The following is a 16,115-nucleotide window of genomic DNA, read 5'->3' as shown; positions in this document are numbered from 1 at the left end:
GCGTGTCCGAACTTCTTACCGTCATCCTTCTCGGCATCGTCGAGGGGATCACCGAATTCCTGCCGGTCTCGTCGACAGGCCATCTCATCCTCGCGACGCGGCTGCTCGGCTATGATGCGGGGCGCTGGGAGGTGTTCAACGTCGTCATCCAGCTCGGCGCGATCCTTGCGATCGTAGTCCTGTACTGGCGGACCTTCTGGGCGGTGGGCATGGGCCTCATTCGCCGCGAGCCGAAATCCTGGCTGTTCCTGCGCAATCTGGTGGTCGCCTTTATTCCCGCCGCGGTGATCGGCCTGGCGCTGCATCATTATATCGAGGCGCTGCTCGGCAATGCCGAGGTGGTCGCGATCGCGCTGGTCGTTGGCGGCTTCGCCATTCTCGCGGTCGAGCGGTTCGCACCGCGCAGCGACATCAGCGGTGTCGCGGACATCCCGCTGCGCACCGTCGTCGGGATCGGCCTGCTCCAGTGCCTCGCGATGATCCCTGGCGTCAGCCGCTCGGGCGCAACAATCCTCGGGGCGCTGGCACTTGGCGTCGAGCGGCGCACCGCCGCCGAGTTCAGCTTCTTCCTCGCCATCCCCACGATGCTGGGGGCGAGCGGGCTCGAACTGATGAAGAACCATGCGGCGCTGACCAGCGGCGAGGGTGTCGGCCTGTTGTCGATCGCGATCGGCGCGCTCGTTTCGTTCGTCGTCGCGTTGCTGGTGGTCAAATGGTTTGTCGGGATCGTCACAAAGCACGGGTTTGTGCCGTTTGCATGGTATCGCATCGCCGCGGGCTCCGCCGCGCTGGTATGGCTCCTGTCGAAATAGGTCCGAGTCGGGATATATTCCGCGAGATTTGTGAATATATCTCCCGGCCTGCGAGATTTGGCGTAATTTATAGGTCAGTAGAGCTGACTTAATGGGCGTTTTTGCCGTGACAAACCTCCGACTACGCAATAACGCGATTGTCGGAGGCATTCATGGCGAACGATTCGATGCTCAAATTCGTCGGGCGGGAGCAATCCTATCCCGACAAGCGTAATGCGGCGGAACGCGCGGACGATTTCCGCGAGATCGCTGCGCGCTATGCGGTCGAACCCGCCGAGGAGCAGGCGGGGCGCTGTTCGCAATGCGGCGTGCCCTATTGCTCGGTCCATTGTCCGCTCCACAACCATATCCCTGACTGGCTGCGCCTGACCGCCGAGGGCCGGCTCCGCGAGGCGTATGAGTTGAGCAACGCGACCTCGACCATGCCCGAGATCTGCGGTCGCATCTGTCCGCAGGACCGGCTGTGCGAGGGCAATTGCGTCATCGAGTTCACGGGCCATGGCGCGGTCACGATCGGCTCGGTCGAAAAGTTCATCACCGACACCGCCTGGGAGAATGGCTGGGTCGAGCCGCTGGTCCCCGGCAAGTCTCGCGGCCAGTCGGTCGGCGTGATCGGGGCAGGGCCTGCCGGGCTGAGCGCCGCCGAATATCTGCGCGGCCACGGCTATGACGTGCACGTCTATGATCGTTACGACCGCGCGGGCGGTCTGCTCACCTATGGCATCCCCGGGTTCAAGCTCGAAAAGCCGATCGTCATGCGTCGGGTCGAGCGACTGAAGACCGCGGGGATCGTGTTTCATGAAGGTTTTGCGGTCGGCGACGACGCTAGCCTCGACGAACTGCGCCAGCGCCACGACGCGATCCTGATCGCGACCGGCGTGTACAAGGCGCGCGCGATGGACCTCCCCGGTGGCGGCTCCAATGGCGTGGTCGCCGCGCTCGACTTCCTCGTCGCGTCGAACCGCAAGGGGTTTGGTGATGCAGTCCCCGCTTTCGACGACGGCAGCCTCAATGCCGAGGGCAAGGACGTCGTCGTGATCGGCGGCGGCGATACCGCGATGGACTGCGTCCGCACCGCGATCCGCCAGGGCGCCAAGTCGGTGAAGTGCCTCTATCGCCGCGACCGCGCGAACATGCCGGGGTCGCAGCGCGAAGTCGCCAATGCCGAGGAGGAGGGCGTCGAGTTCGTCTGGCTGTCGGGCCCGCAGAGCTTCGACGGCGGCGAGGCCGTGTCGAGCGTCAGGGTGCGCAAGATGCGTCTGGGCGCAGCCGATGCGAGCGGTCGCCGCACGCCCGAACCCGATCCCGCCGGTGACTATTCGGTCGATGCCGACCTCGTCATCAAGGCGCTGGGCTTCGATGCCGAGGACCTGCCGACGCTGTTCGCGACGCCCGAACTGGGGGTGAGCCGCTGGGGCACCGTGCTGGTCGACGGCAAGACGCTGATGACCAGCCTCGACGGCGTGTTCGCGGCGGGCGACATCGTCCGCGGGGCGAGCCTGGTCGTGTGGGCGATCCGCGACGGCCGCGACGTGGCGGCGACGATGCACAAATATCTCAAGACCAAGGCTGCGAACGCGAAGGTCGCGGCATGAGGCTCGGGTTTCTTGGGGCGGTGTTGCTGGCGGGTGCGGTAGTCCCGTCGGCGGCGCATGCGCAGACACCGCCTGTTGCCGCCGCGGCCCCTGATCCGGCCCGACTCGCAGCAGCGCGCGAATTGATCGACGTCTTGATGCCGCCCGAATCGCGCGCGCGGATGATCGAGGGCATGATCGCGCCGATGTTGGGCAATCTCCAGCAGGGCATGGCGCAGAGCCCGATGTTCAGCAGCGCAATGGCTAAAAATCCGCAGATGCAGGCGCAGTTTGCCGCCTTCATGAACCAGCAGCAGACTCGCACGCTGACGTTGATGCGCGACGGCATGCCGGGCATGTTCGATGCGATGGCGCGTGCCTATGCGCGCCGCTTCGACGTCGCCCAGTGTCGCGACATCAAGGCGTTCTTCGCGACGCCGAGCGGACGCCTGTACATGCAGCAGTCGCTGACGATCATGGCCGATCCTGACGTCGCCGCGTGGCAGCGGTCGATGATGGAATCCTCGATGCGCCACATGCAGGCCGATGTCGCCGAATTCGCCAAGCACGTTGCCACGCCCGAGCAAAAGAAGAAGTGACGATGACCGATTCCAGCACCGATCAGCGCCAATATCTCGCCGAACACGGCATGTACCGCCCCGAGTTCGAGGGTGATGCCTGCGGCGTCGGGCTCGTCGCCGCGACCGACGGCCGCGCCTCGCGGCGCGTCGTGCAGTCCGCGGTCGATGCGCTGAAGGCGGTGTGGCACCGCGGCGCGGTCGATGCGGACGGCAAGACCGGCGATGGCGCTGGGCTTCACATCGACCTTCCGCTCAAGTTCTTCGACGACGCGGTCGCCGCCTCGGGGCACAAGGTGCGGCCGAACCGGCTCGCGGTCGGCATGATCTTCCTGCCGCGCACCGATCTGGGGGCGCAGGAGGATTGCCGGACGATCGTCGAGAGCGCGATCATCGAGGCGGGCTATACCATCTATGGCTGGCGCCAGGTGCCCGTCGACGTGTCGGTGATCGGCCAGAAGGCGCAGGCGACGCGCCCCGAGATCGAGCAGATCATGATCGCCGGGCCGCTGCCCGACGAGCAGGACGCCGCCGAGTTCGAAAAGACGCTGTATCTGGTCCGCAGGCGTATCGAGAAGCGCGTGATCGCGGCGCAGATCCAGGGCTTCTACATCTGTTCGCTGTCGTGCCGCTCGATCATCTACAAGGGGCTCTTCCTCGCCGAATCGCTGTCGGTCTTCTATCCCGATTTGTGCGACCAGCGGTTCGAGAGCCGCGTCGCGATCTTCCACCAACGCTATTCGACCAACACCTTCCCGCAATGGTGGTTGGCGCAGCCGTTCCGCTGCCTTGCGCATAACGGCGAGATCAACACGATCCGCGGCAACAAGAACTGGATGCTCTCCCACGAGATCCGGATGGCGAGCCTCGCCTTTGGCGACAATTCGGAGGACATCAAGCCGGTGATCCCGGCGGGCGCGTCCGATACCGCCGCGCTCGATGCGGTGTTCGAGGCGATCTGCCGGTCGGGTCGCGATGCGCCGACCGCAAAGCTGATGCTGGTGCCCGAGGCAGCAAGCCCCGACATGCCGCCTGAGCACCGCGCGATGTACCAGTATCTGGCGTCGGTGATGGAGCCATGGGACGGCCCGGCCGCGCTGGCGATGACCGATGGCCGCTGGGCCGTCGCGGGCATGGACCGCAACGCGCTCAGACCGCTGCGCTATACGTTGACCGTCGACGGGCTGCTGATCGTCGGGTCGGAAAGCGGGATGGTCGTCGTCCCCGAATCGACGATCATCGCCAAGGGGCGGCTCGGGCCGGGCGAGATGATCGCGGTCGACCTCGACGAAGGGCGGCTGCTGCAGGACCGCGCGGTCAAGGATCGCATCTCCGGCGAGGCCGACTATGCCGCGATGATCGGCGAGTTCCACACGCTGGCAGACCTGCCGTCGGTCGAGGATGCCGTGGTCCGCTATGATCGCGCCGAGCTGGCACGGCGTCAGGTCGCGGCCGGGCAGACGATCGAGGACATGGAGCTTATCCTGTCGCCGATGGTCGAATCGGCCAAGGAAGCGATCGGATCGATGGGCGACGATACGCCGCTCGCGGTCATTTCGGACAAGCCGCGGTTGATCAGCCAGTTCTTCCGCCAGAATTTCAGCCAAGTGACTAACCCGCCAATCGACCCGCTGCGCGAGCGGCACGTGATGTCGCTCAAGACGCGGTTCGGCAATCTCGCCAACATCCTCGACGTGCGCGACCAGCGCGAGCGCGTGCTGGTGCTCGATTCACCCGTGCTTACCGGTGAGCATTGGGCGCGGCTGAAGGCGCATTTCGGCGGCGCGGTCGCCGAGATCGACTGCACCTTCGATGCGGGCGGCGGCCCGGAGAAGCTGCGCGCGGCGATCCAGCGGATCCGCAACGAGGCCGAGCAGGCGGTCCGCCAGGGCAAGAGCGAGCTGTTCCTGACCGACGAGGCGATTGGCGAGGACCGGGTCGGCATCGCCGGGGTGCTCGCGGTAGCGGCGGTGCACACGCATCTCGTCCGTCGCGGCCTGCGCTCCTATGCGTCAATCAATGTGCGCACCGCGGAATGTCTCGACACGCATTATTATGCGGTGCTGATCGGCGTCGGCGCGACCACCGTGAACGCGTATCTGGCCGAGGCCGCGATCGTCGATCGCCAGAGCCGCGGACTGTTCGGTGATCTCGATCTCGCCGAATGCCTCCGCCGCCACCGCGTCGCGGTCGAGGAGGGGCTGCTCAAGATCATGTCGAAGATGGGCATCGCGGTCATCTCGTCCTACCGTGGCGGCTATAATTTCGAGGCGGTCGGCCTGTCGCGCAGCCTGGTGAACGACCTTTTCCCCGGCATGCCCGCGAAGATCAGCGGCGAGGGCTATGCCTCGCTTCACGTCAACGCGACCGATCGCCACGAAGCGGCGTTCGATCCGGCGGTCGCGACGCTGCCGATCGGCGGCTTCTATCGCCAGCGCCACACCGGCGAGACGCATGCCTATTCGGCGCAGCTGATGCATCTGCTCCAGACGGCGGTCGCGACCGACAGCTATACGAGCTACCTCCAATTCTCGCGCGGGGTGTCGGACCTGCCGCCGGTGTATCTGCGCGACCTGCTCCAGTTCAACTTCCCGGCCGAGGGCGTGCCCGTCGACCAGGTCGAGGCGATCACCGAGATCCGCAAGCGGTTCGTGACGCCGGGCATGTCGCTCGGCGCGCTATCCCCCGAGGCGCACGAGACGTTGGCGATCGCGATGAACCGGATCGGCGCGAAAGCGGTGTCGGGCGAGGGCGGCGAGGACAAGTCGCGCTTCGTGCCGTACGCGAACGGCGACAATGCGAACTCGACGATCAAGCAGATCGCGAGCGGCCGGTTCGGCGTGACCGCGGAATATCTGAACGCGTGCGAGGAGATCGAGGTCAAGGTGGCGCAAGGCGCCAAGCCCGGCGAGGGCGGCCAGCTGCCCGGCTTCAAGGTGACCGAGTTCATCGCCAAGCTGCGTCATGCGACGCCCGGCGTGACGTTGATCTCGCCGCCGCCGCATCACGACATCTACTCGATCGAGGATCTGGCGCAGCTCATCTATGACCTGAAGCAGATCAATCCGCGCGCGCGCGTCTGTGTGAAGCTCGTCAGCTCGGCGGGAATCGGCACCGTGGCGGCGGGCGTCGCGAAGGCGCATGCCGACGTGATCCTGATCGCGGGGCATGTCGGCGGCACCGGCGCGTCGCCGCAGACGTCGATCAAATATGCGGGCACGCCGTGGGAAATGGGGCTGTCCGAGGTCAACCAGGTGCTGACGCTCAACGGCCTGCGCGGACGCGTGCGGCTGCGCACCGATGGCGGGCTCAAGACCGGACGCGACATCGTGATCGCCGCGATCCTCGGCGCGGAGGAGTTCGGGATTGGCACGCTGTCGCTGGTGGCGATGGGCTGCATCATGGTCCGCCAGTGTCATTCGAACACCTGCCCGGTCGGTATCTGCACGCAGAATGACGCGCTCAGGCAGAAGTTCGTCGGCACGCCCGAGAAGGTCATCAACCTGATGACGTTCATCGCCGAGGAAGTCCGCGACATCCTCGCGCGGCTGGGCGTGAAGAGCCTCGACGACGTGATCGGCCGGACCGAGCTGTTGCGGCAGGTCAGCCGCGGTGCCGAGCATCTCGACGATCTCGATCTCAACCCGATCCTTGCCAAGGTCGATGCGTCGGATGCCGAGCGGCGTTTCTCGCTCTCGACCTTCCGCAACGAAGTGCCCGACAGCCTCGACGCGCAGATCATCAAGGATGCCGCCGCGGTGTTCTCGCGCGGCGAGAAGATGCAGCTGACCTATTCGGTGCGCAACACGCACCGCGCGGTGGGGACGCGGCTGTCCAGCGAGATCACGCGCAAGTTCGGCATGTCGACGCTCGCCGACGATCACGTCACGATCCGGTTGCGGGGCTCGGCGGGCCAGTCGCTCGGCGCGTTCCTCTGCAAGGGGATCACGCTCGAGGTGTTCGGCGATTCGAACGACTATGTCGGTAAGGGACTGTCGGGGGGGACGATCATCGTCCGGCCCGCGGTGAGTTCGCCGCTCGCCAGCCAGGACAACACGATCATCGGCAACACCGTGCTCTATGGCGCGACCAGCGGCCGGCTGTTCGCGGCGGGGCAGGCGGGCGAGCGGTTCGCAGTCCGCAACTCGGGTGCAACCGTGGTCGTCGAGGGCTGTGGCGCGAACGGCTGCGAATACATGACCAACGGAATCGCGGTCGTGCTCGGCGCGGTGGGGGCGAACTTCGGCGCGGGGATGACCGGCGGGATGGCGTTCGTCTATGATCCCGAGGGCCTGTTCGCAAAGCGTGCCAACCCCGAGAACATCACCTGGGACCGGGTCAAGTCGCTCCACTGGGCGGATGTCCTGCTCGACCTGGTGCGCGATCATGCGGATACGACCGACAGCAAATGGTCGAAGGGCCTGCTCGAGGACTGGGACCGGGTGGCACCGCATTTCTGGCAGATCGTCCCGAAGGAAATGCTGACGCGCCTGCCGCATCCGCTGGATGACAGCGCGGAGCTGGTCGCGGCGGAATAGCGGTGCTTCCACCACCCCGGCGAAGGCCGGGGCCCAGTTGGAAAGGTCGCAGTAACGGAGCACCGCGCTTCGTTATCTGCGCGTCCCAACTGGGCCCCGGCCTTCGCCGGGGAGGGGGAAAGAAGGGGGTTCACGCGGAGACGCGGAGACGCGGAGCTAGATTCCCTCTGCTTCTTCTTGATCGCGATCGGTGATGAACGAGCTTCGCTCATAGCGAGCGCGACACCTCCGCGCCTCCGCGTCTCCACGCGAACCCAATCTTCTTACTCACCAGCAAACCCGCGCTAGTGACACACCCGCCCGATGCCGCCTAAACGGACGCTATGTGGCAGCTTTATCAATTCCCCTTATGTCCCTTCTCGCGAAAGGTGCGCTTGCTGCTGGGCGAGAAGGGCATCGGCTACGAGCTCGTCCGCGAATCGCCCTGGGAGCGGCGTGACGAGTTCATGGACATGAACCCCGCGGGGCAGACGCCGGTGATGGTTGATGCGTCGCGCGGCGTGGCACCGCTGATCGATTCGATGGCGATCTGCGAATTTTTCGAAGAAACCGTCGAGAAGTCGGCGATGATCAACGGCACCGCGACCAACCGCGCGGAGATCCGCCGGCTGGTGACGTGGTTCGACACGCATTTCTATCGCGACGTGACCGGCCCGCTGCTCCACGAGCGGATGGTCAAGCGCCTCGCGCACCGCGCCGCACCTGATGCCAAGGGCCTGCGCGAGGCGATGAAGGCGGCGGTGGGACATCTGGATTACACCGATTACCTGCTCGATCACCGCAACTGGCTGGGCGGCGCGACGATGAGCCTCGTTGATCTGGCCGCCGCGGCGCAGATCTCGGTCACGGATTATCTCGGCGGGATCGACTGGAAGGGGCACGACCAGACGGCACGCTGGTATCGCGGGTTCAAGAGCCGGCCGAGCTTTCGTCCCTTGCTCAGCGAGCGCATGGAATTGATCGCGCCGCCCGCGCATTACGACAATGTGGATTTCTGACGATGGCCGAGCCCGTGATCGCGTTCGACGATTTCGCCAGGGTGGATATCCGGGTCGGCACGATCATCGCGGTCGAGCCATTTCCCGAGGCCCGCAAGCCTGCGTTCAAGCTGACGATCGATTTCGGTGACACGATCGGGACCAAGCGATCCTCGGCCCAGATCACCGACCATTATTCGCCCGAGACGCTCGTCGGCCGCCAGGTCGCCGCGGTGATCAATTTCCCGCCGCGGCAGATCGGGCCGATGATGTCCGAGGTGCTGACGCTCGGCTTTCCCGATGCCGACGGCAAGGTCGTGCTGATCGCACCGTCCGAGCCCGTTCCGAACGGCGGCCGTCTCTTCTGACGCGCCGCCGTCCGGGCCGAATACGGCCCGGCGCCTAGCCCTCGAGGCTTTTCGAGCTCTGCTCGACCATGTCGCGCGACAGTCCGGGCGTGTTCAGAATCCGCTCGAGTTCCGCACGCATCAGCCCGGCGCGTTTGGCGTCGAACCGGCGCCAGCGACCGAGCGGCGGCAGGAGCTTTGCCGCCGTCTGCGGATTGAGCCGGTCGAGCGCAATCAGATGATCCGCGAGGAAGCGATAGCCGCTGCCGTCGATCGCATGGAAGGCGCGCTGGTTCGCCGCGAACGCGCCGATGAGCGCGCGCGCGCGGTTCGGATTGGTCAGCGTGAAGTCGGGATGGCGCGCGAGCGCCGCGACGACCGTGCCTGTATCGTCGCGTGACGACTGGGCCTGGGTCTGGAACCACTTGTCGAGCACCAGCGGATTGCTGCTGTAGCGCGCGTAGAAGCGGTCGAGCGCCGCGTCGCGCTGTGCCGCGGTCGAACTGACGAGCGCGGTCAGCGCGCCCTGGCGGTCGGTCATGTTGTCCGCCCCCTCGAACTGCGCGAGTGCCAGTTCGGCAGCGTCGGGTGCGTCGCTCGCCATGATATAGGCGAGCGCGACCGAGCGCAGCCGGCGCAGGCCCTTGCCCTCCGGCGTATAGGCAAAGGGTGCCGAACCGGCGCGCGCATGCGCCTGGCGCCACTGGCGTTCGAGCTGCGTGCCGAGATCGCGACGCAGGCCGTCGCGTGCGCGGAAGATGGCGTCGGGATCGACGATCCGCATCTGGTCGCCGATAAAGCTCTCGGACGGCAGCATCACCGCTTCGGCGATGAAGGCGGGGTCGAGATCGGGATCCTCCAGCGTCCGGGCGACCGCGGCGATCACACCGTCATGCTCCGCCCGACCCGTGCTCGCGCTGGCCACGAGCGTCTCGAGCATCAGCTGCTGCATCGCCTCGTACCGCGCGAAGGGATCGTCGTCATGCGCGCTGAGAAAGGCGAGGTCCGCCGCGCTGCGATCGCTTTCGACCACGACCGGCGCGGAAAAGCCGCGGTTTATCGACAGGACCGGGCGTTCGTCGATCCCCTCGAACCGGATCGTCTCGCCCGGCCCGTCGAGCAGGACGAGCCGTTCGTCGATCAGCGCGGTGCCCGTGTCGGCACCGAACAGCTTGATCGCGAGCGGCAGGACCATCGGCGCCTTGTCCGGCTGGCCCGGCGTGGCGGGCACATGCTGTGCCAGCGTCAGCGTCGCGCGCCGCGCCACGGGATCATGCGACAGGCTTGCCGAGAGGCGCGGAGTGCCTGCCTGCGAATACCAGAGGCGGAACTGCGTCAGATCGATCCCGCTCGCCTCTTCCATGCTCGCGACGAAATCCTCGCAGGTCGCGGCGGTGCCGTCGAAGCGGTCGAAATACAGATCGGTCCCCGCCCGGAAGTTCTTCGGTCCGAGGATCGCTGCCATCATGCGGATCAGCTCGGCGCCCTTGTTGTAGATGGTCGCGGTGTAGAAGTTCGAGATCTCCTGGTAGGATTCGGGGCGGACGGGATGCGCGAGCGGTCCTGAATCCTCGGGAAACTGCGACGCGCGCAGGCCGCGGACGTCCTCGATCCGCTTGACCGCGCGGCTGCCCTGGTCGGCGGAGAAGCCCTGATCGCGATAGACCGTGAAGCCCTCCTTCAGTGACAGCTGGAACCAGTCGCGGCAGGTGATCCGGTTGCCCGACCAGTTGTGGAAATATTCATGCGCGACAACCGCGGCGATCGCGTCATAGTCATAATCGGTCGCGGTATCGGGGTCGGCCAGGATGTAGCGCGAGTTGAAGATGTTGAGGCCCTTGTTCTCCATCGCGCCGAAATTGAAGTCGTCGACCGCGACGATGTTGAACACGTCGAGATCATATTCGCGGCCATAGGTCGCCTCGTCCCAGGCCATGGAGAGCGCCAGCGCCTCGAGCGCATGATCGGTCTTGGCGAGGTCCGCCTTGCGCACCCAGATGCCGAGCGACACCTCGCGCCCCGACATCGTCGTGAAACGGCCCGAATTGACCGCGAGATCCCCGGCGACGATCGCGAAGAGATAGGAGGGCTTGGGGAAGGGGTCGTTCCATTCCGCCCAGTGGCGGCCATCGGCGAGATCGCCCTGTGCGACGGGGTCGCCGTTCGCCAGCAGCACGGGGAAGCGCGCCTTGTCCGCCGTCATCCGCACCGAATAGCGGCTGAGCACGTCGGGGCGGTCGGGGAAATAGGTGATGCGCCGAAACCCCTCCGCCTCGCACTGCGTGCACAGATTGCCGCCCGAGGCATAGAGCCCCATCAGCTGGGTGTTGCGGTCGGGGGCGATCTCGACCTCGGTCTCGACGACATGCGCGTCACCCGACAGGGGGATCACCAGCTGCTCGCCCTCGAAATGCCAGTCGTTGACCGCGACGCCGTCAACCATGATCGACAGCGGGCGCTGGCCTGCCCCATCGAGCTTCAGCGGATCGCGGTGGTCACCGTTGCGGGTGACGGACAGCGTCGCGATGACACGTGTCGCGGACGGATCGAGCGTGAACTCCAGCCGTGTCGTCGGCACCAGCCAGGCCGGCGCCGTATAATCGACCCGGCGAATGGCGACCGGGGCAGCGATGTCGGGCTGGGCGAGGCTGTGTTGGATGTCGAGCATAGACGTCGAATATAGGGGCCGTCGCGGGCTCCGCCAGCCAAAGCTTGCCGGGCTGTGCTTGCGTGTCGCGGCCGGCGTGCTACCCGGCTGCAACACGTTCGTCTTGCGAGGATTTCGGCATGTATCGGTTCATCGGCGCGCTCTCGGTGCTCGCCCTCTCCACGGCGACGCTGGCGCAGACGTCGGCCCCGCAACCGAAAGCCGCCGCGCCGACACCGGCACCCGCATCGGGGGCCACCCCGGCCGCAAAGCCCGATCCGGCGATCCTCAATGCACGGCTCGCAGCGCCGCTGCCGGCGGATCAGGCGGCGATGAAGGCGCACGTCCTGTTCCTCGCCTCCGATGCGATGAAGGGGCGCGAGGCGGGCAGCCCCGAGTTCGACATCGCCGCGCAATATGTTGCGGCGCAATTCTATGCCGCCGGTCTGCGGCCGGGCGGTGACGATGCCGGCTATCTGCAGCGCGTGCCGCTGGTGAGCTACAAGGCCGCGGACAAGGGCAGCTTCACCTGGACGCCGCAGTCTGGCGCCGCGCAGCTGCTGGTGTTTGCGGCAGATTATGTACCCGCCGCCAACGGTGCGAAGGCCGATACCGCGGTTTCGGCGCCGATCGTGTTCGTCGGCTATGGCATCGACGCCCCGCAATACGGCCAGAACGACTATGCCGGCGTCGACGTCCGCGGCAAGATCGTCGCCTATTTCGGCGGTGCGCCGGCGCGGTTCAGCGGCGAGGAACGTGCCTTTTTCGGATCCGGCGGCACCAAGGCCCGGACCGCCGAAAGCAAGGGGGCGGTCGGCGTGATCACGCTCGAAAGCCCGCGGACCGCCAAGGCCCGCCCGTTCGCGCGATCGGCGCAATTCTACGACGCCGCCCGGATGACCTGGGCCAACCTCGACGGCACCGGCAAGGTCGACGCGCCCGGCGCGCCGTCGCTCGGCACGCTGAGCGTCACAGGCGCGACCAAGCTGTTCGGCGCCTCATGGAAGGCGATCGCCAAGCAGGCGCGGTCGGACAATGCGAAGTTCAAGTCGGCGCCGCTTGCAGGCACGCTGACGGTCGCGACCAAGACGAGCTTCGCGCCGGCGGCAAGCAGCAACGTCGTCGGCGTCATTCCCGGCACCGATCCGGTGCTCGGCAAGGAGGTCGTCGTGCTGTCCGCGCATCTCGATCACATCGGCATCACCCGGCCCGCGAACGGCGCGAAGGACGGCGATGCGCTCAACAACGGCGCGCTCGACAATGCGATCGGCATCGCCAGCCTGATCGAGGAAGCCAAGCGATTCACGACCAGCGGCAAGGGCTCGAAGCGCACGCTGATCTTCCTCGCGGTCACGGGCGAGGAAAAGGGGCTGGTCGGCAGCGATTATTTCACCAACCATCCGACCGTGCCGCTCGCCAATATCGTCGCGGACGTGAACCTCGACATGCCGATCCTGACCTACAAGTTCGAGGACATGGTGGTGTTCGGCGCGGATCGATCGACGCTCGGCCCGATTGTCCAGAAGGCGGTCGCGGCGATCGGTGTCGGCCTGTCGCCCGATCCGATGCCCGAAGAGGGAATCTTCGTCCGCTCGGATCATTTCCGCTTCGTGCAAAAGGGGATCCCGGCGGTGTTCCTGTGGCCGGGGCAGAAGGGGCCGGGCAAGGCCGCGGTCGCCTATTTCATGGCGAACAATTATCACAAGCCGTCTGACGATCTGTCGCAGCCGATCCTGTGGGATCAGGGCGTGCGGTTCGTCGATGCGAACTACCGGATCGCGCGTGAGATCGCCGATGGCGCGGAGCGGCCGGTCTGGAATGCGGGCGATTATTTCGGCACGCTCTACAAGGGGCCGATGGGCCGGGCGGCGGCCGCGAAATGAGCCGGCTGCTCGTCTTCGGCCTCGGCTATACCGCGTCGCGGATCGCACGCCGCCTGGCCGGGGACGGGTGGCATGTCGTCGGCACGTCGCGCGACGGTCGCGACGGCACGATCCGGTTCGACGACGCCGCCGCGGTCATGACGGAGATCGCCGCGGCGACGCATATCCTGTCCTCGGTCCCGCCCGAGCATGACGCCGACCCCGTTCTGGCGCGCTACGGATCGGCGCTGCTGCGGACGCGCGCCTGGCTCGGCTATCTGTCGTCGACCGGCGTCTACGGCGATGCCGGTGGTGCCTGGGTCGACGAGACCGCGCCGATCGGCGGCGGACGCCGGAGTGCGCGCGCCGCGGCGGATGCCGACTGGCTCGCGATCGGTGCGCGGACCTTTCGCCTGCCCGGCATCTACGGCCCCGGGCGGTCGCCGCTCGACCGCGTGCGTGAGGGCAAGGCGCACCGGATCGACCAGCCGGGACAGGTGTTCAGTCGCGCACATGTCGACGATATCGGCGCGGGCGTGATCGCGGCGTTCGATGCGCCGCCGGGCGCCTATAATCTGGCGGACGACGTCCCCGCGTCGCAGAACGACGTCGTCGCCTTCGCCGCGGCGCTGCTCGGCCTGCCCGCGCCGCCGTTCGTGACGATCGAGCAGCTGTCGGCCATGGGCCGTGGTTTCTACGCCGAGAACCGGCGGGTCGCGAACGGCAAGGCGAAGCGCGTCCTGCGCTGGACGCCGACCTGGCCGGATTACCGGGCGGGTCTGCGGGCGCTGAGCGCGATGACGAGCCCGGCACCGGCGAGCACCGCACCGGCCACCGCCAGCGTCGACCAGTGATAATGCTCGAAGATCGTCGATAAGATCATCGCGATGACCGGCACGATCACCCCCGAATAGGCCGCCTTGGCAGGCCCGATCGCGCGGATGACGTTGAAGTAGAGCGGGAAGGCGAGCGCGGAGGCGAAGATGCCGAGATAGAGGATCCCGGCGATATAGCCCAGCCGCAGCTCGAACACCGGTGGCCCGGTCGTGATCCAGGCGAAGGTCGCGTCGAGCGTCGCACCGATCAGCATCGCGATCGCCAGCATCGGGGCCATCGGATAACGTTTGGCAAACGCGCTGCCCTGCATGACATTGGCGATCGACGCGGCGAGGACGCCGCCCAGCGTCAGGGCGATGCCGATGGTCGCGGAATGCGGACCATGCGGATCGACCCGCGCCTCGTTGACGAACAGCAATGCGACGCCCGCCATCGCGACGCCGCACCCGAGCATCAATTGTCGCCCGAGCTTCTGCCCCAGGAAGATGCGGCCGAACACCGCGTTGGGGACGAGCAGCAACGCGAACACCACCGCGACCAGCCCCGACGTCACATAATGCTCGGCGCGGTAGACGAAGTTGAAATTGAACGCGAACAGCGCGGTACCGATGACCGCGGCAAAGGCGTAGCCGCGGGCGTCGAGCACGAGGCTTTCGCGCTTTACCCGCGCATAGATCGCCATCGCGATGCCGGCGATGAGGAAGCGGTAGCTGATCGACCAGCTCGGCGGCACCACCGCGATCTGGTCGCGGATGACAAGCCAGGTCGACCCCCAGATCAGCGTGACGATCCCGAACGGGACCAGCACCGCTGCACGCGTCGACTGGATCGGGGGTTGCGGCGAACCGGACGGCCCGGTCATAACGCCCGGATCGCGTCCGCGAGCTGGTCGACCGGACCGACCGGCGTGTCCCACGCGGTCACCAGCCGGATCTCGCCTGCCGCCCAGTCATAGAAATCGAACCCCTGCGCGCGGAGCGCGGCGGCCTCGTCGGGGGTCGCGCGGAGAAAGACCTCGTTGGCCTCGACCGAATGGACGAGGCGGTCGCCCGCGGCCGCGGCCAGTCGCGTGGCAGCCTGGTTCGCGGCCTTGCCATTGGCGAGCCAGAGGTCGTTCTCGAGCATCGCGAGGATCTGTGCGGCCAGATACCGCCCCTTCGACAGGAGCAGGCCCGCGCGCTTGCGGCGATACTGGGTGACGGCGGCGAGCTCGGGCTTGAAGAACACCAGCGCCTCCGCGCTCATCGCGCCGTTCTTGACGAACCCGAAACTGAGCGCGTCGACGCCCGCGCGCCACGTCATGTCGGCGGGCGAGCATCCCGCATGGACCATCGCGTTCGCAAAACGCGCGCCGTCCATGTGGAAGCCGAGCCCGCGCTCACGCGCGAGCGCGCCGATCTCGGCGACCTCGTGGGGAAGGTAAACCCGGCCATATTCGGTGGCGTTGGTGATCGAGATCGCGTGCGGCTGGACGCGGTGGACGTCGTCGGGGATCGCGTCGAGGACGGTGCGGATCGTCGCGGGCGTCAGCTTCGCGCCGTCCCCATCGGCGAGGAACAGCTTGGCACCGTGCGTGTAGAATTCGGGCGCGCCGCCCTCGTCATTCTGGATATGCGCGTCGCGGTGGCAGACGATGCCGCCATGCGGCGGGCACAGCGCGGCGAGCGCGAGGCAGTTGGCGGCGGTGCCGGTAGGCACCCACAGCACCGCGACCTCGGTTTCGAACAGCGCCGACAGGCGGCCGTCGAGCTGCTGGCTCCATTGATCACCCGCATAGGCGGTGTCGAGCGTGTCGGCGGCGGCGATCGCGGCCATGACCTGTGGGTGGATCCTGGCGGCGTTGTCGGAGAAAAAGCGCATCGTCAGGACATGCTGCGATGCGGTGATGGCGTCAACGGGCGCTTCGCCTGGGTCGCCCCCTTCTACGTCGTTATCCCGGCGCC

The 16,115-nt window shown here is 66.7% G+C and carries 11 protein-coding genes; 8 read left to right on the top strand and 3 right to left on the bottom strand.

The window, feature by feature from the left end; genetic code table 11:
* The first annotated feature begins 2 nt into the window (after positions 1-2).
* The 6 genes from J3A66_RS09680 (at position 3) to J3A66_RS09655 (ending at position 8,847) form a co-directional block, all read left to right on the top strand.
* A complete protein-coding gene (locus tag J3A66_RS09680) occupies positions 3-812 on the top strand; it encodes an undecaprenyl-diphosphate phosphatase (protein WP_031441542.1) in 810 nt (269 codons plus the stop codon).
* 152 nt (positions 813-964) lie between these two features.
* Positions 965-2,407: an NAD(P)-dependent oxidoreductase gene (locus J3A66_RS09675; RefSeq protein ID WP_209568510.1), complete on the top strand. Its 1,443-nt coding sequence runs from the start codon at positions 965-967 to the stop codon at positions 2,405-2,407.
* On the top strand, positions 2,404-2,985 hold the full coding sequence (locus J3A66_RS09670; protein WP_209568508.1) for a DUF2059 domain-containing protein: 582 nt from the start codon (positions 2,404-2,406) through the stop codon (positions 2,983-2,985). The genes J3A66_RS09675 and J3A66_RS09670 overlap by 4 nt, the downstream gene beginning before the upstream one ends.
* A gap of 2 nt (positions 2,986-2,987) precedes the next feature.
* Positions 2,988-7,502: a glutamate synthase large subunit gene (gltB, locus tag J3A66_RS09665; RefSeq protein ID WP_166746678.1), complete on the top strand. Its 4,515-nt coding sequence runs from the start codon at positions 2,988-2,990 to the stop codon at positions 7,500-7,502.
* A 323-nt stretch (positions 7,503-7,825) separates the two neighbouring features.
* Positions 7,826-8,500, top strand: a complete 675-nt coding sequence (locus J3A66_RS09660; protein ID WP_031396481.1) for a glutathione S-transferase family protein — start codon at positions 7,826-7,828, stop codon at positions 8,498-8,500.
* Positions 8,501-8,502: 2 nt separating this feature from the next.
* A complete protein-coding gene (locus J3A66_RS09655) occupies positions 8,503-8,847 on the top strand; it encodes a tRNA-binding protein (RefSeq protein ID WP_209568506.1) in 345 nt (114 codons plus the stop codon).
* 34 nt (positions 8,848-8,881) lie between these two features.
* Here the strand turns inward: J3A66_RS09655 and pepN are convergent, their stop codons facing one another.
* Entirely contained in the window at positions 8,882-11,494 is a 2,613-nt protein-coding gene (pepN, locus tag J3A66_RS09650; protein ID WP_209568504.1) for an aminopeptidase N, read from the bottom strand.
* 119 nt (positions 11,495-11,613) lie between these two features.
* On the opposite strand from pepN, the gene J3A66_RS09645 reads away from it, so the two are divergent.
* Positions 11,614-13,356, top strand: coding sequence for a M28 family metallopeptidase (locus J3A66_RS09645; protein ID WP_209568502.1), 1,743 nt, complete (start codon positions 11,614-11,616; stop codon positions 13,354-13,356).
* Positions 13,353-14,189 carry an NAD(P)-dependent oxidoreductase gene (locus J3A66_RS09640; RefSeq protein WP_183937546.1) on the top strand — a complete coding sequence of 279 codons (837 nt, stop codon included), beginning with the start codon at positions 13,353-13,355 and terminating at the stop codon, positions 14,187-14,189. Before J3A66_RS09645 ends, J3A66_RS09640 begins: the two co-directional genes overlap by 4 nt.
* Here J3A66_RS09640 and J3A66_RS09635 read toward each other — a convergent pair.
* Together J3A66_RS09635 and J3A66_RS09630 are read right to left on the bottom strand one after the other, a co-directional pair.
* Complete coding sequence (locus J3A66_RS09635) at positions 14,102-15,034, bottom strand: EamA family transporter (RefSeq protein WP_209568500.1); 933 nt, start codon at positions 15,032-15,034, stop codon at positions 14,102-14,104. The genes J3A66_RS09640 and J3A66_RS09635 overlap by 88 nt on opposite strands.
* Entirely contained in the window at positions 15,031-16,032 is a 1,002-nt protein-coding gene (locus tag J3A66_RS09630; protein ID WP_209568498.1) for a beta-eliminating lyase-related protein, read from the bottom strand. Before J3A66_RS09630 ends, J3A66_RS09635 begins: the two co-directional genes overlap by 4 nt.
* Positions 16,033-16,115: the final 83 nt, after the last annotated feature.

Origin of the sequence: Sphingomonas sp. PvP018, assembly GCF_017876865.1 — a bacterium.
GTDB classification, from domain to species: domain Bacteria; phylum Pseudomonadota; class Alphaproteobacteria; order Sphingomonadales; family Sphingomonadaceae; genus Sphingomonas; species Sphingomonas aerolata.
This window is presented reverse-complemented; position numbering and strand designations above follow the sequence as displayed.

What these genes read in the sequence shown, in the direction of transcription:
- J3A66_RS09675 (WP_209568510.1), top strand. Translation starts at nt 965, where the DNA reads ATGGCGAACGATTCGATGCTCAAATTCGTCGGGCGGGAGCAATCCTAT.
- J3A66_RS09670 (WP_209568508.1), top strand. Translation starts at nt 2,404, where the DNA reads ATGAGGCTCGGGTTTCTTGGGGCGGTGTTGCTGGCGGGTGCGGTAGTC.
- gltB (WP_166746678.1), top strand. Translation starts at nt 2,988, where the DNA reads ATGACCGATTCCAGCACCGATCAGCGCCAATATCTCGCCGAACACGGC.
- J3A66_RS09660 (WP_031396481.1), top strand. Translation starts at nt 7,826, where the DNA reads ATGTGGCAGCTTTATCAATTCCCCTTATGTCCCTTCTCGCGAAAGGTG.
- J3A66_RS09655 (WP_209568506.1), top strand. Translation starts at nt 8,503, where the DNA reads ATGGCCGAGCCCGTGATCGCGTTCGACGATTTCGCCAGGGTGGATATC.
- pepN (WP_209568504.1), bottom strand. Translation starts at nt 11,494, where the DNA reads ATGCTCGACATCCAACACAGCCTCGCCCAGCCCGACATCGCTGCCCCG.
- J3A66_RS09645 (WP_209568502.1), top strand. Translation starts at nt 11,614, where the DNA reads ATGTATCGGTTCATCGGCGCGCTCTCGGTGCTCGCCCTCTCCACGGCG.
- J3A66_RS09640 (WP_183937546.1), top strand. Translation starts at nt 13,353, where the DNA reads ATGAGCCGGCTGCTCGTCTTCGGCCTCGGCTATACCGCGTCGCGGATC.
- J3A66_RS09635 (WP_209568500.1), bottom strand. Translation starts at nt 15,034, where the DNA reads ATGACCGGGCCGTCCGGTTCGCCGCAACCCCCGATCCAGTCGACGCGT.
- J3A66_RS09630 (WP_209568498.1), bottom strand. Translation starts at nt 16,032, where the DNA reads ATGCGCTTTTTCTCCGACAACGCCGCCAGGATCCACCCACAGGTCATG.